The sequence below is a fragment of the Streptomyces sirii genome, from assembly GCF_045690365.1.
Taxonomy (GTDB): domain Bacteria; phylum Actinomycetota; class Actinomycetes; order Streptomycetales; family Streptomycetaceae; genus Streptomyces; species Streptomyces sirii.
Genome location: NZ_CP147982.1, coordinates 3,202,314 through 3,222,328 on the forward strand (window position 1 = coordinate 3,202,314; position 20,015 = coordinate 3,222,328).

18 protein-coding genes are annotated in these 20,015 nt (G+C 71.5%); 9 read left to right on the top strand and 9 right to left on the bottom strand.

Annotation, left to right across the window (positions count from 1 at the left end):
- Positions 1-26 precede the first annotated feature (26 nt).
- Together WAB15_RS14470 and WAB15_RS14475 are read right to left on the bottom strand one after the other, a co-directional pair.
- The gene (locus tag WAB15_RS14470) at positions 27-761 is read right to left on the bottom strand and encodes a type 1 glutamine amidotransferase (RefSeq protein ID WP_407286511.1); all 735 of its coding nucleotides are present in this window, start codon (positions 759-761) and stop codon (positions 27-29) included.
- Positions 762-841: 80 nt separating this feature from the next.
- Complete coding sequence (locus tag WAB15_RS14475; protein ID WP_407286512.1) at positions 842-2,395, bottom strand: MFS transporter; 1,554 nt, start codon at positions 2,393-2,395, stop codon at positions 842-844.
- A gap of 102 nt (positions 2,396-2,497) precedes the next feature.
- Here WAB15_RS14475 and WAB15_RS14480 point away from each other — a divergent pair, with 102 nt between their 5' ends.
- Positions 2,498-3,421 (top strand): helix-turn-helix transcriptional regulator, encoded by a 924-nt coding sequence (locus tag WAB15_RS14480; protein ID WP_399147808.1) that lies wholly within the window; start codon positions 2,498-2,500, stop codon positions 3,419-3,421.
- A gap of 71 nt (positions 3,422-3,492) precedes the next feature.
- Here the strand turns inward: WAB15_RS14480 and WAB15_RS14485 are convergent, their stop codons facing one another.
- Both WAB15_RS14485 and dusB read right to left on the bottom strand, forming a co-directional pair.
- Complete coding sequence (locus tag WAB15_RS14485; RefSeq protein WP_399147938.1) at positions 3,493-4,065, bottom strand: MarR family winged helix-turn-helix transcriptional regulator; 573 nt, start codon at positions 4,063-4,065, stop codon at positions 3,493-3,495.
- 500 nt (positions 4,066-4,565) lie between these two features.
- Positions 4,566-5,693 (bottom strand): tRNA dihydrouridine synthase DusB, encoded by a 1,128-nt coding sequence (gene dusB / locus WAB15_RS14490; protein WP_407286513.1) that lies wholly within the window; start codon positions 5,691-5,693, stop codon positions 4,566-4,568.
- A gap of 154 nt (positions 5,694-5,847) precedes the next feature.
- Here dusB and WAB15_RS14495 point away from each other — a divergent pair, with 154 nt between their 5' ends.
- Positions 5,848-7,302, top strand: coding sequence for an MFS transporter (locus tag WAB15_RS14495; protein ID WP_407286514.1), 1,455 nt, complete (start codon positions 5,848-5,850; stop codon positions 7,300-7,302).
- A gap of 31 nt (positions 7,303-7,333) precedes the next feature.
- Here the strand turns inward: WAB15_RS14495 and WAB15_RS14500 are convergent, their stop codons facing one another.
- A complete protein-coding gene (locus WAB15_RS14500) occupies positions 7,334-8,251 on the bottom strand; it encodes a helix-turn-helix transcriptional regulator (protein ID WP_399147805.1) in 918 nt (305 codons plus the stop codon).
- A gap of 101 nt (positions 8,252-8,352) precedes the next feature.
- On the opposite strand from WAB15_RS14500, the gene WAB15_RS14505 reads away from it, so the two are divergent.
- From WAB15_RS14505 to WAB15_RS14515, 3 genes are all read left to right on the top strand, one after another.
- On the top strand, positions 8,353-9,804 hold the full coding sequence (locus tag WAB15_RS14505) for an MFS transporter (RefSeq protein WP_407286515.1): 1,452 nt from the start codon (positions 8,353-8,355) through the stop codon (positions 9,802-9,804).
- A gap of 114 nt (positions 9,805-9,918) precedes the next feature.
- The gene (locus tag WAB15_RS14510; protein ID WP_407286516.1) at positions 9,919-10,923 is read left to right on the top strand and encodes an aldo/keto reductase; all 1,005 of its coding nucleotides are present in this window, start codon (positions 9,919-9,921) and stop codon (positions 10,921-10,923) included.
- Between the two features lie 92 nt (positions 10,924-11,015).
- On the top strand, positions 11,016-11,597 hold the full coding sequence (locus WAB15_RS14515) for a TetR family transcriptional regulator (protein WP_407286517.1): 582 nt from the start codon (positions 11,016-11,018) through the stop codon (positions 11,595-11,597).
- 104 nt (positions 11,598-11,701) lie between these two features.
- Here the strand turns inward: WAB15_RS14515 and WAB15_RS14520 are convergent, their stop codons facing one another.
- The 3 genes from WAB15_RS14520 to WAB15_RS14530 all read right to left on the bottom strand — a co-directional run bounded on the left by WAB15_RS14520 (position 11,702) and on the right by WAB15_RS14530 (position 14,671).
- Entirely contained in the window at positions 11,702-12,595 is an 894-nt protein-coding gene (locus WAB15_RS14520; protein ID WP_399147801.1) for a D-alanyl-D-alanine carboxypeptidase family protein, read from the bottom strand.
- A 202-nt stretch (positions 12,596-12,797) separates the two neighbouring features.
- Positions 12,798-13,436 carry a response regulator gene (locus WAB15_RS14525; RefSeq protein ID WP_399147937.1) on the bottom strand — a complete coding sequence of 213 codons (639 nt, stop codon included), beginning with the start codon at positions 13,434-13,436 and terminating at the stop codon, positions 12,798-12,800.
- Between the two features lie 8 nt (positions 13,437-13,444).
- Complete coding sequence (locus WAB15_RS14530) at positions 13,445-14,671, bottom strand: sensor histidine kinase (protein WP_407286518.1); 1,227 nt, start codon at positions 14,669-14,671, stop codon at positions 13,445-13,447.
- A 176-nt stretch (positions 14,672-14,847) separates the two neighbouring features.
- On the opposite strand from WAB15_RS14530, the gene WAB15_RS14535 reads away from it, so the two are divergent.
- Positions 14,848-15,288: a hypothetical protein gene (locus WAB15_RS14535; RefSeq protein WP_407286519.1), complete on the top strand. Its 441-nt coding sequence runs from the start codon at positions 14,848-14,850 to the stop codon at positions 15,286-15,288.
- Between the two features lie 293 nt (positions 15,289-15,581).
- Here the strand turns inward: WAB15_RS14535 and WAB15_RS14540 are convergent, their stop codons facing one another.
- Positions 15,582-16,964 carry a glycine--tRNA ligase gene (locus WAB15_RS14540; protein ID WP_399147798.1) on the bottom strand — a complete coding sequence of 461 codons (1,383 nt, stop codon included), beginning with the start codon at positions 16,962-16,964 and terminating at the stop codon, positions 15,582-15,584.
- 211 nt (positions 16,965-17,175) lie between these two features.
- Between WAB15_RS14540 and WAB15_RS14545 the strand changes: the two genes are divergently transcribed.
- From WAB15_RS14545 to WAB15_RS14555, 3 genes are read left to right on the top strand one after another with little or no spacing between them, the layout of a single operon-like run.
- The gene (locus WAB15_RS14545; RefSeq protein WP_407286520.1) at positions 17,176-18,144 is read left to right on the top strand and encodes a metal ABC transporter substrate-binding protein; all 969 of its coding nucleotides are present in this window, start codon (positions 17,176-17,178) and stop codon (positions 18,142-18,144) included.
- Positions 18,145-18,185: 41 nt separating this feature from the next.
- Positions 18,186-18,965, top strand: a complete 780-nt coding sequence (locus tag WAB15_RS14550) for a metal ABC transporter ATP-binding protein (RefSeq protein ID WP_399147796.1) — start codon at positions 18,186-18,188, stop codon at positions 18,963-18,965.
- Positions 18,966-18,979: 14 nt separating this feature from the next.
- Positions 18,980-19,879: a metal ABC transporter permease gene (locus WAB15_RS14555; protein ID WP_399147795.1), complete on the top strand. Its 900-nt coding sequence runs from the start codon at positions 18,980-18,982 to the stop codon at positions 19,877-19,879.
- The last annotated feature ends 136 nt before the right edge of the window (positions 19,880-20,015 follow it).

Sequence of the window (20,015 nt, forward strand, 5' to 3'; positions counted from 1 at the left end):
GCGCCGCCTATCAGGGGTGGCGAGAATCACGCGCTCATGTGTGCTGGGGTCCCATCATTTGGACCCTCTGCGGCAGCCACCCGATCCAGGAAAGCGTCGACCAGGATGCGTGCCCGCTCCCGTACGGACGGCAGTTCTGCTCGCAATTCGGCCACCAGCCGATCCGGGTCGACCCCCAGCCCCGCCGCGACCTCCTCCCCACCGTGATCGAACCAGGCCCGCAGCACCTCCGGCGTCAGCTCCGGATGGAACTGCAGGCCCAACGAGCGGCCGCAGACGAAGGCCTGCGAGGCGCAGGCGTTGCGCGCCACCTCCCGGGCACCCGGCGGCGGCGTCCAGCGGTCGCCGTGGAACTGGAACCAGGGGCCGGGCCCGACCAGTTCGGGGTCGTCGGTGGCGATCCGGCTCCAGCCGAGCTCGAAGCGCGGCGCGACCGCCACCTCCCCGCCCAGCGCCGCCGCCAGCATCTGCCCGCCGAAGCAGATCCCGAGCACCGGTGTCCCGGCGTCGTGCGCCGAGCGCAGCAAGGCCAGCTCGGCCTCGATCCAGGCGTTCCTCCGCGTCACCGACCACGGGGAGCCGAGCGTCAGGATCAGGCCATAGTTCCCGGCCGGCGGGAAGGCCGTGTCGACGTCCGGGTTCGTATACCGCTCGGCCGGCACCACGTGCAGTTCGTCGAGCTCATAGCCCCGTTCGGCCAGCCGCTCGCCGACATGGCCCGCGGTGGACAGATGGTCGTGCACGATGACCAAGACGCGCATGGGTGGTGCTCCCCTCCTCGTGTCCGGGCCCCGCGGGACCCGGTGGACGCGTACCGAAGCAACTCTTTTGGACTCAAACTTCAATTGTCCCCGGCCCGGTTCACCGCCGCGAGGCCTTTGCCCGTACGGCCGCGGAGCAGCGGGACGAGCGCCAGCGCGCCGAGCAGGGCGCCGACCGCGACCGGCAGCGCGGTGGCGTGCAGGGCTTCGGCGGATGCGGAGGCGGCCGCGGACACGGATCCGGGTACGGATGCGGAGGCGGCCTGGGCGCCGGCCGCCGGCGGCCCGTCGGCGAGGGACAGGAAGACGCTGCCGTACGCGGCGACACCGACGACTTGGGCGATCTGCGGGACGGTGGTGAGCACCCCGCTGGCATCGGCGGCATCGGCGGGGGCGATGCCGGACAGGGCGAGGGTCAGCAGCGGACTGGTGGTGTAGCCGAGGCCGAGCCCCCACAGCAGTTGGAGCACCAGGAGTAGGAGACCTCCTTGGCCGCCCGCGCGCAGGGTGAGGCCGATGCCGAGGTAGCCGGCCGCGGCCAGCACACAGGCGGCGGCGATCATGTGCAACTGCCGGCGGGCGGGCACCCGCTGCCAGGTGAGGCTGCCGGTGGCGACACCGAGGGCCAGCGGCGCGAAGGTCAGCCCGGCGCGGATCGCGGACTCGCCGAGCCCCGACTGCAGATGCTGGGAGAAGGAGAAGAGGAAGCCGGCGTATCCGGCCATGCTGAAGAAGAGGGCGGCCGCACCGCACACCAGGTCCCGCGACCTCAGCACCCGGCCGGGGACGAGCGGCGCGCCGCCCCGGCGGGCAACCGCCCGCTCGACCAGCACGAACAGCGCGAACGCCGGGACCGCGGCGATCAGACAACCGGTGGCCCACCGCGGCCGGTGCTGCTCATGGCCCAGGACCAGCGGGACGACCAGCAGCAGCAGCGCGGTGGTCAGCGTGAGGACTCCGGGCAGGTCCAGCCCCTTGGACGACGGGGCCGTCCGGCGCGGCAGCAGCCGTACCGCCGCGACCAGCAGCGCCGCCCCCACCGGCACATTGATCAGGAAGACCGGGCGCCAGCCGGTGCCGAACAGGTCCGCACTGACCAGCAGCCCGCCGACGACCTGGCCGACCACCACGGCGAGGGCGACCACCGTCGCGTACAGGCTCAACGCCCGTGCCCTGGCCCGGCCTTCGAACGTCAGCTGGATCAGGCTGTAGATCTGGGGCACCATCAGCCCCGCGCCGACGCCCTGCACCACCCGGGCGCCGATCAGCACCCCCGCCCCCGGTGCCAGCCCGCAGCCGAACGAGGCCAGGGTGAAGGTGGCGAGGCCGAGCAGGAAGACGGTGCGGAATCCGTGCCGGGCGCCGAGCCGGGCGCCGGTTATCAGCAGCGCGGCATAGGAAATCGTATAGCCGGCGACAATCAACTGGAGTGCGGAACCGGTGGCATGGAGATCGGTGCGCATGGTCGGGGTGGCGACATTCACGACGGTCGCGTCCAGCAGCGCCATGAACACCGCGCCGAGAATGACGAGGAGAATCCCGTTGGGGTGCGGTCGTTTTCTCTTCCGGTGGGGCTCGGTGGCCGGCGTCGGCCGCGTTACGGGGATATCCGGGTCATAGGTCAACTCGCTCATGACAGCGATGATCACGACCGCGGCATTCGGGTACCAGAGATCCGGTGATCCTGGTACCGGCGGTATCTGGCACGGCGTGACGGCATCCCGCATGATGGTGCGGTGTCAGCGATCACCACCCGTTCCGCAGCCGCCGCGGCCTCCCGGCGCGGTGAACTCGCCGCGTTTCTACGACTCCGCCGGGAGCGCATCACGCCCGAGGACGTGGGCCTGCCCGGCGGGCCGCGGCGGCGCACCCCGGGACTGCGCCGCGAGGAGGTCGCCCAGCGCGCCGGTGTCGGGGTGGCCTGGTACACCTGGCTCGAGCAGGGACGGGCGATCAACCCGAGCGTGCAGGTGCTCGACGCCATCGCCCGCGCACTGCTGCTCGGCCCGGAGGAGCGCGCCCATCTGCACCGGCTCGCCGGAGTGCCCGGCGCCGTCGGCTGCCCGCCGGCCCGGCATCCGCTGCCGCCCGAGGCGCAGAGCATGCAGACCATTCTGGATTCGCTGAGCCCCTTGCCGGCGAGCGTGGTGTCCGCCGGCTACGACGTACTGGCTTTCAACGACGCATACGCCGCGCTCGACCCGCGGATGGAGTTGCTTTCGCCGCCCGACCGCAATGTGCTGTGGCGGCTTTTCACGGCGGACGAGGAAAGTCAGCCGCTGGTCGACTGGGAGCGTGAAGTCTCCTTCATGGTCGGGCAGTTGCGGGCCGAATTCGGGCGACGGCTGACCGATCCGCGCTGGCGCGCATACATTCGGAAACTCTCCGAGGCCAGCCCGCTTTTCGTTCAGCTGTGGTCCCGGCACGAGGTCTCGGCACCGGTCACCCATCGCAAGCGATTCCGTACCGCCGACGGCCGCACCGTCGCGATCACCGCCACGGGTTTCACGACGACCGCCGTCCCCGACGCCAAGATGTGGGTCTATACGCCCGCCGACCAGGACGCGGTCCGGGTGATCGGCGAACTGCTCGACCGCTACCGGGAGATCGGGGCGGCGGGGCTGGTGGCCGCGGGGGCGGGGCGAGGGACGGAGGGCTGACCGGCGGCCGGAGAGCCGAAGGCCCGCCGCGGGGCCGATCGGTGGGCGGAGGGCTGAAGGGCCTGCCCCGGCTAGAGCTTCGCCCGTCGGCCGCTGCGCCGTGGTGGCGGGGCCTGGCCGTCCAGCAGCTCCAGTCGCCGCTGGGCGCCCCGGGTCTCGACCTGCACCACGACCCGGCGCAGCAGATCCGCCAGGTCCAGTGCCTCGTCGTCGCTCAACCCCTCGGTGACGAAGGCCTCTTCTGCGTTGAACTCCGGGAAGAGCCGGGTCATCAGCCGCTCGCCCTCGGGCGTCAGGGAGAGCAGGGCGAGCCGCCCGTCCTCCGGATGCGCCCTGCGCTCCAGCAGACCGCGGCTCTGGAGGGTGCGGGCGACGCCGGTGAGCGTGCCCTTGGAGATGCCCGCCTCCTCGGCGACCCGGCGGGTCTCCCGCTCGCCGCGGATCCAGACCACCCACAGCACGACGAAGGACGTCCAGGTCAGCTCGGCGCCGCGCAGTACGGAGTTCTCGAAGTGCTGGCGCACCGCGGCCGCCGCGCGGTAGATGTTCGCCACCGCGGCCATCTGCTCGTAACGGACGGGAGTGTCACCGAGCTTGGCCTGGACCGCCCGCTCGGTGTCTCCGGCACTCCCGGCCTGCTCCACGTCCCCGGCCTGCTCGGTGGCTCCGAGAACAGGGTCTCCGTTCACCACGGCTTCTCCCTCGGCGTCGTCCCCGGCGCCGGCCCGTCGCCGGCCCGCGGCCTGCCGGGGGTGGTGCGCGGCCGTACGGTCGGCCGCGTGCCCGCACCCCGTACGGACTCAAACGGTAGCGCGGCGCTCACCGCCCGTCCCTCATCCGTCACGCCGACACGCCCCGCCCCGCCGCGAACCCCCATACCGCGGCGGGCGGGCGCCCGCTGCCGTGCCCCCGGAGCCCGGCTCCGGCACTCCCCTCGCCGATGCCGGAGCCGGCTCCGCCCATGCCGCCGCCCAGGCCGCGGCCTGACGTGAGGTGAGAGTCGAGCCGACCCGGTCGGTGTGGCACCGGTAATGCTGCTGCGCCGAGCCGTGGGGCGCCTCACCAGCAGGGGGGAGACGCCGAGATACCGCTCCCCCGAACGGGGGAGCCGTGCGACGGGGTGCCCGCCGGGGTGCGGCCGGTCTCAGCCGCCCGACGTGTCCAGCTCGGCGTCCGCGTCGACGCCCCGGCAGTCGTAGGGGTCGTCCAGCCAGCCGTCCGGCAGGACGACGCGGTTACGGCCCGACGTACGGCCGCGCGGGCCGTCCGCGCCCGCCGGCCACGGCTGATCGAGATCGAGCTCCGACAGCAGCGCGTCCAGCTCGTCGAGCGAGGAGGTGACCGCGAGGCTGCGGCGCATCTCGGAGCCGATCGAGAAGCCCTTGGTGTACCAGGCGACGTGCTTACGGAAGTCGATCACGCCGCGCGCCTCGTCGCCGATCCACTCGCCGAGCAGCGTGGCGTGCCGCAGCATCACCGCCGCGACCTCCTTGAACGTCGGCTGGGCGTAGGTGCCCGTACCCTCGAACGCCGCCACCAGGTCGCCGAAGAGCCAGGGCCGCCCCAGGCAGCCGCGCCCCACGACGACCCCGTCGCAGCCGGTCTCCCGCATCATCCGCTTGGCGTCTTCGGCGGACCAGATGTCGCCGTTGCCGAGCACCGGGATCTCGGGGACGTGCTCCTTGAGGCGGGCGATGGCGTCCCAGTCGGCGGTGCCGCCGTAGTGCTGGGAGGCGGTCCGTCCGTGCAGGGCGATCGCCGTGACGCCCTCCTCGGCGGCGATCCGCCCCGCGTCCAGGTAGGTGATGTGGTCGTCGTCGATGCCCTTGCGCATCTTCATCGTCACCGGCAGCGCGCCCGCGTTCGCCACCGCCTCGCGCAGGATGGAGCGCAGCAGGTTGCGCTTGTACGGCAGCGCGGAGCCGCCGCCCTTGCGGGTCACCTTCGGGACCGGGCAGCCGAAGTTGAGGTCGATGTGGTCGGCGAGGTCCTCCTCCGCGATCATGCGGGCGGCCTTGCCGACGGTGTCCGGGTCGACGCCGTACAGCTGGATCGAGCGCGGCTTCTCGGTCTCGTCGAAGTGGATCAGCTGCATGGTCTTCTCGTTGCGCTCGACCAGCGCCCGCGTCGTGATCATCTCGCTGACGAAGAGGCCCTTGCCGCCGGAGAACTCCCGGCACAGCGTCCGGAACGGGGCGTTGGTGATCCCCGCCATCGGCGCGAGGACCACGGGCGGCTGCACCGCGTGCGGACCGATCTGCAGCAGAGTCATGGCGGCGATACCTTCGGCTTTCTTCGGCTTCCGTTGGCGGGGCGGTCGGGCCTCGGCCGTACGGGGTGACCGGCCGCTGCGACCTCCCATTGTCCCGCACCGCGGGAGTGGACCTGCCAGAGCCGACCGGCCCAGATGGTTGTAGCGTTCAACCATGCCTGACCTCAGCCGCCGGCGTCGACTCCTCATCCTGGCCATCTGCTGCCTGAGCCTGCTGATCGTCAGCCTCGACAACACCGTCCTCAACGTCGCCCTGCCCTCCATGCAGCGCGAACTGAACGCCTCGGTCGCCGGCCTGCAGTGGACGATCGACGCCTACACGCTGGTGCTGGCGTCGCTGCTGATGCTGGCCGGGTCGACCGCCGACCGGCTCGGGCGGCGACGGGTCTTCCTGGTCGGGCTGGTGGTCTTCGCGATCGGGTCGCTGCTGTGCAGCCTGGCGCCGGACCTGGGGTGGCTGGTGGTGTTCCGGATGGTGCAGGCGGTCGGCGGCTCGATGCTCAACCCCGTCGCGATGTCGATCATCACCAACACCTTCACCGAGCCCCGAGAGCGGGCCCGCGCGATCGGGGTGTGGGGCGGCGTCGTCGGCATCAGCATGGCGGCCGGGCCGGTGATCGGCGGGCTGCTGGTGCAGAGCGTCGGCTGGCGCTCGATCTTCTGGATCAACGTCCCGATCGGCGCCCTCGCGCTCCTGCTCACCCTGCGCTACGTGCCCGAGTCGCGCGCCCCCCGGCCGCGCCGGGTCGACCCCGTCGGCCAGCTGCTGGTGATCGCCCTGCTCGGCTCGCTGACGTACGCGATCATCGAGGCGCCGGACGCCGGCTGGGCGTCCACCGAGATCACGGCGTGCGTGCTGGTGGCGATCGTCTCGCTGGCGGCGCTGATCGCCTACGAGCGGCGCCGCGCGGAGCCCCTGCTCGATCTGCGGTTCTTCCACAGCGCCCCGTTCAGCGGCGCCACCGTCGTGGCGGTCTGCGCCTTCGCCGCGCTCGGCGGCTTCCTGTTCATCAACACGCTGTACCTGCAGAACATCCGCGGGCTGTCCGCCCTGTCCGCCGGGCTCTACATGCTGCCGATGGCCGGGATGACGCTGATCTGGGCGCCGGTGTCGGGGCGGCTGGTGGGGGGCCGCGGGCCGCGGCTGCCGCTGCTGCTGGCCGGTGCCGCGATGGGCGCCAGCGGGGTGCTCTTCGCCGCCTTCGACGCGCAGTCGTCCGCTGCCCTGATGTTCACCGGCTATGTCCTCTTCGGGATCGGCTTCGGCCTGGTCAACGCGCCGATCACCAACACCGCGGTGTCCGGCATGCCGCGCGCCCAGGCCGGGGTGGCCGCCGCCGTGGCCTCCACCAGCCGGCAGGTGGGGCAGTCCCTCGGCGTCGCGGTGATCGGCGCCGTCCTGGCGAGCGGGGCGCACGCCGCGGCCACCGCGGACGAGTTCCTCGCGGCCGGCCGCCCCGCCTGGTGGATCATCACCGGCTGCGGTGCCGCCGTCCTGCTGCTCGGCGCCCTGACGACGGGCCGGCGGGCGACGGCGACGGCGGTCCGCACGGCGGCACTGTTCGAGGAGGAGCGACGGGGTGAACGGGCGGAGGGGGCACGGTCGTGAGTACCGGCCGTTCCCTCCACAGCCCGCCCGCCTACGCCGCGGCGCGCGCCGCCAGTTCCTCCAGCTGCTGCAGCCGCTCGCGGGACGTCTCGTCCACGGGGGTGTAGGACAGCAGCTTGGGCCCGGGGTTGGGCCCCGTCCACAGGCTCGTCGCCGTCAGCTGGAGCACGCCCACCCGCGGATGCCGGAAGAGCTTGACGGAGCTCATCGGGCGGACGACCTCGTGCTGCGCCCAGATCTCCCGGAACTCCGGCGAGGCCTCCGTAAGTCGCGCGACCAGCGCCTTCCAGGCCGGCTCCGCGACATGCTCGGCCATCGAAGCGCGGAACTTGGCGGCCATCACCCGCATCGTGGCGTCCAGATCGACCACGCTCGCCCGCCACTCGGGGTGGGTGAACGCCAGCCACATGCAGTTGCGGTCCTCCTCGGGCAGCGCGTCGAGATCGCACATCAGCTGCCCGTAGGTGCTGTTGTAGGCCAGGATGTCGAACCGGCTGTTCTGGATGACCGCGGGGAACGGGGCGAGCTGCCCCAGGATCTGCCGCAACTCGCGCGGTACGCCCGTGCACTCCCTGCCCGGCAGCGGGTCGACCGCCCCGGCCAGCGCGAAGAGATGGCCGCGCTCGGCGCGGTCGAGCAGCAGCGCGCGGGCCACCGCGTCCAGGACCTGCGGTGATACGTGGATGTCCCGGGCCTGTTCGAGCCAGGTGTACCAGGTGACGCCGACCGCCCCCAGGTGCGCGACCTCCTCGCGGCGCAGTCCCGGGGTCCGCCGGCGCCTGCCGCGCGGCAGGCCGACCTGTTCGGGGGTGATCCGCTCGCGGCGGCTGCGCAGGAAGGCGGCCAGCTCGGCCCGGCGGGCGGCGTCGTCGCGCGGGGCGGCGACGGCCGGCGGTACGGCGGCAACGGGACGTGTGGCAGCCTGCGTCAGGGGCGCGTCGACGGTCATGCCTCCAGCGTGCCGCAGGCCCCAGCCGGTTGCCAGGTAGTGCGAGTACCAGGATAAAGACACTCTGGTACCCGTCTGAGCGGTCGACGATCGTCGACCCCGTGAGCGATACCGGAACACAGACCACCACCCTGGAAGCCCCGGCGGACGCCCCGCGGCAGCACCCCGCCACGGCCGCGCTGACCCCACTGGGCCTGCTGACCGTCCTGCTGGGCGCGGCCCTCCCCCTGATCGACTTCTTCATCGTCAATGTCGCCCTGCCGACCATCGACCACGATCTGCACGCGGGCGCCGCGATGCTGGAGATGGTGGTGGCCGGCTACGGGGTCGCGTACGCGACGCTGCTGGTCCTCGGAGGCCGGCTCGGCGACACCGTCGGCCGCCGTCGGCTGTTCCTGTGGGGCCTGGCCGCATTCGGCCTGACCTCACTGGCCTGTGGTCTCGCCCCGGACGCAGCGACTCTCGTGGGCGCCCGGGTCGCCCAGGGCGCGGCGGCCGCGCTGCTGCTGCCGCAGGTCCTGGCCACCATCCAGGCCACCACCACCGGCAAGCGGCGCGCCAAGGCCGTCAGCCTCTACGGCGGCACGGCCGGTGTCTCCAGCGCCGTCGGACAGGTGCTCGGCGGCCTGCTGGTCTCCGCCGACCTGGCGGGCACCGGCTGGCGTGCGGTCTTCCTGGTGAACATGCCGATCGCCGCGGCGGCCTGGCTGCTGGCGGCGCGTACGGTCCCCGAGACCCGCTCCCCGCGCCCGGCCCGGGCCGACGTTCCCGGCACCGTACTGCTCGCCACCACCCTGATCACCCTGCTGCTGCCGCTGACCGAGGGCCGGGCGGCCGGCTGGCCGCTGTGGTCCTGGGTCCTGCTGGCCGTCTTCCCCTTCGCCGGCGCCGCGTTCCTGTACGTCGAGCGCCGCGCCGAACGCGCCGGCCGTACGCCCCTGGTACCGCCGTCCCTGCTGCGCATCCCCTCGGTGAACAGCGGCCTGGCCGTGATCGTCCCGTTCTCGCTGGGCTTCGGGGGGTTCATGTTCGTGGTGGCCGTGGCCCTCCAGAACGGTCTGCACTACGGCCCGTTCGCGGCCGGCCTGTCGCTGGCGCCGCTCTGCGTCACCTTCTTCCTCGCCTCGCTCGCCGGACCGCGGCTGGTACGGCGCTTCGGGCGGCGGGTGGTGATCGCCGGTTCGCTGATCCAGGGCACCGGGCTGATCGCCCTGGCGCTGACCGTGCACACGAGCTGGCCCGGCACCTCGGTGGCCGGCCTCGCGCCGAGCATGGCGGTGCTCGGCTTCGGCCAGGGCATGGTGCTGCCGGTGCTGCTGCGCATCGTGCTGAGCGAACTGCCGGTGGCGCAGGCGGGCGTGGGCGGCGGCGTCATGGTCACCACCCAGCAGTCCGGCCTGGCCCTGGGCGTGGCGACCCTCGGCACCCTCTTCCTCGCACTGCTGCCGGCCGTCGGCATCCGCGATGCGCTGCTCGCCGCCCTGCTGACCCAGCTGGCGATCGTCGCGGGCACGACGGCCCTCGCGCTGCGCCTGCCCCGCACGGTGCGCTGACGGAACCGGCTTCCCTCCCCCTCACACATGACGGCTGACAGATATTGAAATCTGTCAGCCGTCATGTCATAGTGAATGCATCCCCTCCCCGTCCCCCTCTCTCAGGAGTACGCAGTGCAGACCCGCACCCTGGGCACCAACGGCCCGCAGACCTCCGCCCTCGGCCTCGGCTGCATGGGCATGTCCGCCCTCTACGGCGACAGCGACCGCAGCGAGTCCATCGCCACCATCCACGCCGCCCTCGACGCCGGCATCACGCTGCTCGACACCGGCGACTTCTACGGCATGGGCCACAACGAACTACTGATCAACGAAGCCCTGCGCACCGCCCCCGCGGCGGCCCGCGAGAAGGCGCAGACCAGCGTCAAGTTCGGCGCCCTGCGCACGATCGAGGGCGGCTTCACCGGCTATGACGGCCGGCCGAACGCGGTGAAGAACTTCGCCGCGTACTCCCTCCAGCGCCTGGGCACCGACCACATCGACATCTATCGGATCGCCCGGATCGACCCGGACGTTCCGATCGAGGAGACCGTCGGCGCCATCGCCGAGCTGGTCGAGGCCGGCCATGTGCGGCACATCGGCCTCTCCGAGGTGGGCGCGGAGTCCCTGCGCCGGGCCGCCGCCGTCGCCCCGATCTCCGACCTCCAGATCGAGTACTCCCTCGTCTCCCGAGGCATCGAGGACGCGATCCTGCCCACCGCCCGCGAGCTGGGCATCGGCATCACCGCGTACGGCGTGCTCTCCCGCGGCCTGATCAGCGGCCACTTCAGCCGTGACCGCAAGCTCGCCGCGAACGACTTCCGCGGGATGAGCCCGCGCTTCCAGGGCGAGAACCTCTCGCGCAACCTCGACCTGGTGGACGCGCTCCGCAAGATCGCCGAGCAGAAGGGCGTCTCGGTCGCCCAGACCGCCATCGCCTGGGTGCTCTCCCGCGGCGAGGACATCGTCCCGCTGGTCGGCGCCCGCCGGCGCGACCGCCTGACCGAGGCGCTCGGCGCCCTCGACATCAGCCTGGACGCCGGGGAGCTGGCCGCGATCGAGCAGGCGATCCCGGTCGACGCCGCCGCCGGCGAGCGTTACCCGACCGATCAGATGGCTCATCTGGACAGCGAGCGCTGACCGGCGGGCGCACGGCGGCACGGGCCAGGTACCGTCCGTAGGTACCTGACGCCCGCCGCCCCGCCCGCTCGCCCCGAAAGGCCTCCCGCCCCATGCCCCCCGAGACGTTGACCCCCGAGCGCATCCTCGAAGCCACCGAGGAGGTGCTGCGCCGCTACGGCCCGGCCAAGGCCACCGTCGTGGACGTGGCACGCGCCCTGGGCGTCAGCCATGGCAGCGTCTACCGCCACTTCCGTACGAAGGCGGCGCTGCGGGAGGCGGTCACCGCGCGCTGGCTGGACCGTACGAGCCGGGAGCTGTCGGTCATCGTCGCGGAGGAGGGCCCGGCCCCCGAGCGCCTGGACCGCTGGCTGACCTCCCTGTTCGAGGCCAAGCGGCACAAGGCCGGCGACGACCCCGAGCTGTTCGCCACGTACATGACGTTGATCGGTGAGAGCGGCGGTGTGGTCGACCGCCATGTCACCGATCTGGAGGCCCAGCTCGCCGTCATCATCGAGGCCGGCGTCAGCCAGGGCGCTTTCCAGACCCCCTCCCCCGCCATCGCGGCCCGCGCCGTCTTCGACGCCACCGGCCGCTTCCACGACCCGTGTTACGCCCCGGAGTGGTCCCGCCCGGAGATCACCGCCGACTTCGAGGCCGTCCGCGAACTGGTCCTCCGCGGTCTGCGCAGCTGAGGCACCCGAACCGCCGCCAAAACGGCGAAGGGGCCCGTCCGCGACCGTGTGGTCGCGGACGGGCCCCCCGCCCGGCCCGGTTCGGGCCGACGGGCTCGCCCGGGTTACTTCTTGAAGGCGTAGTCCATCAGCTTCTTCGCGTCCGCCGTGCGGTTGGCGACCGAGGAGGAGGCGAGCACCGTGCCGATGACGGTCTTGCCGTTCCGGGTGGCGGCGAAGACCAGGCAGTACTTGGCCTCCGGACCCGAACCGGTCTTGACGCCGATGGTGCCGGCGTAGCTGCCGAGCAGGCCGTTGGTGTTGGTCCACTCCATGTAGCGGTAACCACCGCTCTTGGTGGTGACCTTCTGCTTCGTCGACTTCGTCTTCACGACGGAGCGGAACGTGGAGTACTTCATCGCGCTGCTGGCCAGCTTGGTCAGATCGCGCGGCGTGGAGTAGTTCGCGCCGTGCCCGATGCCGTCGAACGAGTCGAAGTGCGTGTTCGTCAGCCCGAGGCTCTTGGCCGTCGTGTTCATCTTGCCGATGAACGACTTCACGCGCGCTTCCCGCGTGGAGCCGCTGCCGAACTTGTCCGCCAGCGCGTACGCCGCGTCGCAGCCCGACGGCAGCATCAGCCCGTAGAGCAGCTGACGGACCGTGACCTTGTCGCCGACGATCAGCCGGGCCGACGAGGCCCAGTCGTTGTTGACGATGTAGTCGCTGTACGCCTTCTGGACCGTGACCTTGGAATCCAGGTTGAGGTTCGGCTGCGCGAGCACCACCCGGGCCGTCATGATCTTGGTGGTGGAGCCGGTGGAGCGACGGGTGTCCGCGGCCTTGGTGTACAGCGTCTTACCCGTGCCGTTGTTCATCACGAAGCCACCCTTGGCGGCGACCGTGGGCGTCGGGAGCGTGGCGGCCTGCGCCGGGGCGGCGAACACCCCGGCCGTCAGAACGGCTCCCGCGGTGAGGGCAACTGCGGAGACGCGACGAATGCCCTTGATGCCAGTTTTCAAATTGAATACTCCAAATACCCCTGATACCCCTGCAGTGCGGCCCATATGAGAAAGCCGCTCGGTCGTGAGACGCCTGAGACAGACCAATGGATGCGCGCCGACGGCGTTTATTTCCGCCGTTTCACGCGGCGGAACCACGGCGGAACCACAGCGGGCGGGCAGCGGCTCACACCACGTCAACGACGACGCGTTACGCGACGCGTCAGGAGCCCATCCCGAGGAAGTGCAGCACCGCCAGCACCCGGCGGTGGTCGCCGTCGGCCTTCGGCAGGTCGAGCTTGGCGAGGATGTTGTTGATGTGCTTGGCGACCGCGCTCTCGCTCACCACCAGTTGGGCGGCGATCCCCGCGTTGGACCGGCCCTCGGCCATCAGGGCGAGCACTTCCCGTTCGCGAGCCGTCAGCCGCTCCAGCGGATCGCTCGCCCGCCGCACCAGCAGCTGGGCGACGACCTGCGGGTCGAGCGCGGTGCCGCCGTCCGCGACCCGCCGCAGCGCCTCGATGAACTCCTCGACATCCGCGACCCGTTGCTTGAGCAGATAGCCCACCCCGCTGGTGTTCGTGGCGAGCAGATCGGCCGCATAGCGCTCCTCGACGTACTGGGAGAGCATCAGCACCGCCGTGCCGGGCCACTGCCGGCGGATCGACAGCGCCGCCCGCACCCCCTCGTCCGTGAAGCCGGGCGGCATCCGCACGTCCACCACCGCCAGGTCCGGCCGGTGCTCCTCGACCGCCGCCAGCAGCCCCTGCGCGTCCCCGGACTCGGCAACCACCTCGAACCCGGCCATCTCCACCACCTTGACCAACCCGATCCGCAGCAGAACGGAGTCCTCGGCGATCACGGCACGCCTCACATCGGGCACGGCAGCTCCACGCTCATCATGGTCGGGCCCCCCACGGGGCTGCTCATCCGGAATGTCCCGTCCACGGACCGCACTCGCTGGGCAAGCCCCGTCAGACCGCTCCCCTTGGACGGATCGGCCCCGCCCATACCGTCGTCGGCGATCACCACCCGCAGTATCCCGCCGAGCCGGGTGACCGTCACATCCGCCCTGGTCGCCTGCGGCGCGTGCTTGGCGATGTTCGTCAGCGCCTCGGAGACGACGAAGTACGCGACCGCCTCGACGGCCGGCGTAGCCCGCTGCGGCAGATCCGGCGGCAGATCCACCCGCAGCCGTACGGGCAGCGGCGCACGGGCCGCGAGTCCGGAGAGCGCCGCATCCAGCCCCAGCTCGTCGAGTACGGCGGGGTGCAACCCCCGCACCAGGCTGCTCAGCTCCTCGATCGCCTCCTTCGCCTCGCGGTGCGCGGTGTCGATGACCTCCCGCACCTCCGGCGGCAGATCCGTCAGCGTGGCCTTGGCCAGCCCCAGATTCAGCGCCAGCGACACCAGCCGCTGCTGCGCCCCGTCGTGCAGATCGCGTTCGATGCGCCGCCGTTCGGCGTCCGCGGCGTCCACCGCCCCGGCGCGGCTCTCGGTGAGGTCGGCCACCCGCCGCACCAGGTCCGCACTCGGGTCGGGCCCCAGCAGTTCGGGGCCGAGGCGCGTCTCAAGGCGCACCAGGGCCGCGGCGAGGGCGGGGACGGCGGCGAGCGCGGCGAGGCCGGCGAGGGTGACGTAGAACGCCTGGGTGGTGTAGCCGGGGTGGTCGGCCCGCCAGGTCCAGGGCACCCCCCATATCCACACGTACACCGTGGCGGCGGCCAGGCCCGAAAGCAGCAGGGACAGCAGCAGCGCTTCGAGCCCGCCGAGCAGCGTGCCGAGCAGGCAGTGGTAGCCGAACTGCCGCTGCGGCCGCCGCCATCCCGGAGGGCGGATGTCGATGCCGAGCAGCTGCCGGAAACGCCAGCGCTGGGCAGCGGTCAGTGCCGGTACGGAGAACACCGTCAGCACCACCGCGAAGCCCAGGACCACCGGCACGCTGGCGTCGTGCCCCTCGATGATCTCCCATACGAGACCGAAGATCATGAACAGCAGGAACCCGATGAACAGGTGCAGCGGCGCCCCCAGGGCGAGGAAGGACGTATCGCGGGTCAGGCGGGTGAGCACGCGCCGCGGCCGGGGCGGGAGTTTCATGATCCAACCGTAGGCGGCGGGCGCCGCGGACCGCCATGAAGACCGCTGCCGTACCGGGGGTGCAGCTAGTGCCACCCCAGGTCGGACAGCGGCGTTACTGACTGCGGCCGGCGAAAACCGGAGTCTTGATCACGAGCCCGACGGCCGGGTTCCAGACACCGGAAGAGACCCTCGCCATGGCTTTGATCGCCTTCAACTCCCCTGCGGACGACGGACGTTACGCGACGCCGCCGGTGGCCTGCCACGGGCCCGCACGGGTCGGCGCCGCCCGCCGGTGGCAGGGCCGCATCCTGGCGTGCGCCGGTCTCGCCCTGCTCCCCTGGCTCGGCTACCTCGCCGGCACGCTCCCGCCCGCCGAGGCCGCCGCCTGGGTCGCCCTCGACGCGCTGGAGGCCGCCGCCCTCCTCACCGCCGGCACCCTCCTGCTGCGCGGCGGCCACCGCCACCGGGCGCCCGCGACCGCCGCGGCCGTCCTCCTCCTCGCCGACGCCGGCATCGACCTCGCCACCGCCGCGCCCGGCCCGGAACTGGCCACCGCCATAGCCATGGCCGTCGCGGCCGAACTCCCCCTGGCGGCCCTGTGCGCGTGGCTCGCGGCGGGGCGGTCGCGGGGGTAGTGGGGGGCTGCGGGGGCGGGGTCGGGGGCACCTAGGGGGTGGGCGAACACATCCCGTAGGGGGCGTGAGGCCCCCCTGCGGGGCCACAACGTGGCGGCGGGGAACGGTATTCCTGCACGGCAGTCCACACAAACCTGCCCGGCAGCCCACACAAAAGCGCCGGTCGGGCCCGGATGACTCCGAGCCCGACCGGCGCTTTGCGGCAATGCGACGGTGCTACGTCGACACCATCCGCGAGGGCCTCCTCCGACGCCACCCCGCGACGGACGACATGGACGCCATCGCGCCAGGGACTAGCAGCCCAGCAGTCGACCGCCCAGGTACGACTGGATCTGGTCCAGGGACACCCGCTCCTGCTTCATCGTGTCGCGCTCGCGCACGGTGACGGCGTTGTCGTCGAGGGTGTCGAAGTCGACCGTGACGCAGAACGGCGTGCCGATCTCGTCCTGGCGGCGGTAGCGGCGGCCGATGGCGCCCGCGTCGTCGAACTCGATGTTCCAGTTCTTGCGCAGGTCGGTGGCGAGGCCCTTGGCCTTCGGCGACAGCTGCGGGTTGCGGGACAGCGGCAGCACCGCGACCTTGACCGGCGACAGGCGCGGGTCGAGCTGCATGACCGTGCGCTTCTCCATCTTGCCCTTGGCGTTGGGCGCCTCGTCCTCGACGTACGCGTCGAGCATGAAGGCGAGCATCGCGCGGTTCACACCGGCCGCCGGCTCGATGACGTACGGAGTCCAGCGCTCGCCGGCCTCCTGGTCGAAGTAGGAGAGGTCCTGGCCGGACGCCTTGGAGTGCGCCGAGAGGTCGTAGTCGGTGCGGTTGGCCACGCCCTCCAGCTCGGAGAACTCGGTGCCGCCGAAGTTGAAGCGGTACTCGATGTCAGCGGTGCGCTTGGAGTAGTGCGAGAGCTTCTCGGCGGGGTGCTCGTACCAGCGGATGTTGTCCTCGCGGATACCGAGGTCGCGGTACCAGTTCCACCGCTGCTCCATCCAGTATTCCTGCCACTGCTCGTCCTCGCCCGGCTTGACGAAGAACTCCATCTCCATCTGCTCGAACTCGCGGGTGCGGAAGATGAAGTTGCCCGGAGTGATCTCGTTCCGGAAGGACTTGCCCATCTGCGCGATGCCGAACGGCGGCTTCTTGCGGGAGGTCTGCTGGACCTGGGCGAAGTTGGTGAAGATGCCCTGGGCGGTCTCGGGGCGCAGGTAGGCGACCGAGGCGGTGTCCTGCGACGGGCCGAGGTGGGTGGAGAGCAGGCCGGAGAACTGCTTGGGCTCGGTGAAGCCGCCCTTGTTGCCGCAGTGCGGGCAGTTGACGTCGGCGAGGCCGTTCTCGGGGAGCTTGCCGTGCTTGGCCTCGTACGCCTCCTCCAGGTGGTCCGCGCGGAAGCGCTTGTGGCAGGAGGTGCACTCGGTGAGCGGGTCGGTGAAGGTGGCGACGTGGCCGGACGCCTGCCACACCTCGGGGGCCAGGATCACCGACGAGTCGAGACCGACGACGTCGTCGCGCGAGGTGACCATGGAGCGCCACCACTGACGCTTGATGTTCTCCTTGAGCTCGACGCCCAGCGGACCGTAGTCCCAGGCAGCCCGAGAGCCGCCGTAGATCTCACTGCAGGGGTATACGAAGCCACGGCGCTTGCTCAGGCTGACGATGGTATCGATCTTGTCGGCGGCCACGGTGCTCTCTTCATTACGACGACGAACGATGAATGGGCATACGCCCGGGCGTCTCGCGCTGGGGGGTGGTCGGGAGACGGATGGACGAATAGTTCAGGGTACCGGCGGGCGCACCCCCCAGGCCAAATCGGTTCCGTACCACTGTCGCCCCGCTCACACCCACCCCCGGCTTTGTTGACAATCGTTTCCAAGTTTGTTGAAAATGACTGTCATGAACATACGCCGTCACATATCCACCGCCGCCGTCGCCGGAGCCTCGGTACTCGGCCTCCTGGCCCTCTCCGCCTGCTCCACGGCCGACGCGACGCGCACGGATGACGGCAAGCTGAAGGTGGCGGCGTCCTTCTACCCCATGGAATTCCTCGCCGAGCAGATCGGCGGCGACCACGTCGAGGTGACCGGCCTCACCAAGCCCGGTGTAGAGCCGCACGACCTGACCCTCACCGCGCAGCAGACCGCCCAGCTCAGCGCGGCCGGCGCGGTGGTCTACCTCAAGGGCCTGCAGCCCGCCGTGGACAGCGCGATCGCCCAGTCCGGCGTCGAGAACATCGCCGACGCATCCGCCCTGACCTCCCTCGAAGCGCACGGCACCGAGGTCGACGGCCACGACCACGACCACGCCGCCGGCGGCGAGCACGCGCACACCGAGTCCGAGGGCGGAAAGGACCCGCACATCTGGCTGGACCCGGTGAAGTACGCCGAGGTCGCCAAGGGCGTCAACAAGACCCTCGCCAAGGCCGACCCGGGCCACAAGGCCGACTACCAGAAGAACACCGACGCGCTGGTGAAGAAGCTCCGGGCGCTGGACGCCGACTTCAGGAACGGGCTGAAGAAGCGGGCGTCCGACACCTTCATCACCACCCACGCCGCCTTCGGCTACCTCGCCGAGCGCTACGGCCTCACCGAGGAGGCCATCAGCGGACTCGACCCCGAGTCCGAGCCCAGCGCCCACCGCATCCAGAGCCTGCACTCCCTCGCCGCCGAGCACCACGTCTCCACGGTCTTCTTCGAGACGATCGCCAACCCGGCCACCGCCCGGACCCTGGCCGGCGATCTGCACCTGAAGACCGATGTGCTCGACCCGCTGGAGGGGATCACCGCCAAGTCCCGCGGCAAGGACTACTTCGGCGTGCAGCGCGCCAACCTCGCCGCCCTGCAGAAGGCCCTCGGCAGCAAGTGAGCAGCCCCGTCCCACCACCCCAGCCCGTTACGGAGGACACCGTGAACCAGCCGCAACCCCAGCCGGTCATCGACCTGCGCGGCGCCACCGCCTCCCTCGGCGCCCGCCCCGTGCTGCGCGGCGTCGACCTCACCGTCCGCTCCGGCGAGGTCGTCGCGCTGCTGGGCGCCAACGGATCGGGCAAGTCCACCGCCGTGCGCTCGGTGATCGGCCAGGTCCCGCTCACCGGCGGCGCGCTGTCCCTCTTCGGTACCGAGTTCCGCCGCTTCAAGGACTGGGCCCGGATCGGGTACGTCCCGCAGCGCACCACCGCGGCCGGCGGGGTCCCCGCCACCGTCCGCGAGGTCGTCACCGCCGGCCGGCTGGCCCGTACGAAGCTGGGCATCCTGCGCAAGGCCGACCGGGCCGCCGTGCACCGCGCCCTGGAGCTGGTCGGGATGGCCGACCGCGCCAAGGACTCCGTCGACGCACTCTCCGGCGGACAGCACCAGCGGGTGCTGATAGCCAGGGCGCTGGCCGGCGAACCGGAACTGCTGATCATGGACGAGCCGATGGCCGGCGTCGACCTGGCCAGCCAGGAGGTGCTCGCCGCCGCCCTGCGCGAGCAGGTCGCCGCCGGCGCCACGGTCCTGCTCGTCCTGCACGAGCTGGGCCCGCTGGAGCCGCTGATCGACCGCGCGGTGGTGCTGCGCGACGGCTGCGTCGTCCACGACGGCCCGCCGCCCGAGGCCGTCGGCCAGCACGCGCTGCCCGGCCACGACCACGTCCACCCACACGCCGACGCCGCCGCGGAGCCGCTCCGCACCGGCCTGCTGACCTAGGGGCTGCACCCACCATGGAAATCCTCAGTTACCCCTTCATGCAGCGGGCCCTGATCGCCGCCCTGATCGTCGGCGTCACCGCCCCCGCCATCGGCATCTATCTCGTCCAGCGCCGCCAGGCCCTGATGGGCGACGGCATCGGCCATGTCGCGCTCACCGGCGTCGGCCTCGGCTTCCTGCTCAACCAGAGCCCCGTCTGGGTCGCCACCGCCGTCGCCGTCACCGGCTCCGTCGTCATGGAGCTGATCCGCTGGTACGGCAGGACCCGCGGCGATCTCGCGCTGGCCATGCTGTTCTACGGCGGCATGGCGGGCGGCGTGATGCTGATGAGCCTGTCCGACGCCGGCTCCAACGCCAACTTCGGCACCTACCTCTTCGGCTCGATCACCACCGTCTCGCCGCAGGACATGACGACGATCTGCGTGCTCGCCGCGCTGGTGCTGGCGATCACGGTCGGCCTGCGCCGTCAGCTGTTCGCCGTCTGCCAGGACGAGGAGTTCGCCCGGGTGACCGGCCTGCCGGTGCGGGTGCTGAACCTCCTGATCGCCGTGACCGCCGCGGTCACCGTCACCGTCGCCATGCGCGTGGTCGGCCTGTTGCTGGTCAGCGCCCTGATGGTGATCCCGGTCGCGGCCGCGCAGCAGATCAGCCGCAGCTTCGCGGTCACCTTCACGGTGGCCGTGGCGATCGGTGTGGCGGTCACTCTTACGGGCACCACCACCTCGTACTACGTGGACGTGCCGTCCGGCGCGACCATCGTGCTGCTCGCCATCGGCCTGTTCGTCGTCTTCACCGCGCTCGCCGGGCCGCTGACGAAAAGGCGCGCCAGGGCTGCCGCACAGCCCGGTACGGGGTGCACCCTGGAGGTACCCGGTGGCCGCACCCCCGCGGACGACGTGAACGTGGCCGGATAGCGCCGCCTAAGCCCGCACGAGTCGGCGCATAGATGTACGTAAAGGGGTACGTGGAGATGTTCCCCCAGGGGTACGGGGAGATGTCCGCGCAGGTGTAAGCGTCCCACCGGGGATCCGGGCATCACCTGGCACAATG

Coding starts and splice junctions, on each gene's coding strand:
- WAB15_RS14470 (WP_407286511.1), bottom strand. CDS start 761: ATGCGCGTCTTGGTCATCGTGCACGACCATCTGTCCACCGCGGGCCAT.
- WAB15_RS14475 (WP_407286512.1), bottom strand. CDS start 2,395: ATGAGCGAGTTGACCTATGACCCGGATATCCCCGTAACGCGGCCGACG.
- dusB (WP_407286513.1), bottom strand. CDS start 5,693: ATGACTCTGCTGCAGATCGGTCCGCACGCGGTGCAGCCGCCCGTGGTC.
- WAB15_RS14495 (WP_407286514.1), top strand. CDS start 5,848: ATGCCTGACCTCAGCCGCCGGCGTCGACTCCTCATCCTGGCCATCTGC.
- WAB15_RS14500 (WP_399147805.1), bottom strand. CDS start 8,251: ATGACCGTCGACGCGCCCCTGACGCAGGCTGCCACACGTCCCGTTGCC.
- WAB15_RS14515 (WP_407286517.1), top strand. CDS start 11,016: ATGCCCCCCGAGACGTTGACCCCCGAGCGCATCCTCGAAGCCACCGAG.
- WAB15_RS14530 (WP_407286518.1), bottom strand. CDS start 14,671: ATGAAACTCCCGCCCCGGCCGCGGCGCGTGCTCACCCGCCTGACCCGC.
- WAB15_RS14535 (WP_407286519.1), top strand. CDS start 14,848: ATGGCTTTGATCGCCTTCAACTCCCCTGCGGACGACGGACGTTACGCG.
- WAB15_RS14545 (WP_407286520.1), top strand. CDS start 17,176: ATGAACATACGCCGTCACATATCCACCGCCGCCGTCGCCGGAGCCTCG.
- WAB15_RS14555 (WP_399147795.1), top strand. CDS start 18,980: ATGGAAATCCTCAGTTACCCCTTCATGCAGCGGGCCCTGATCGCCGCC.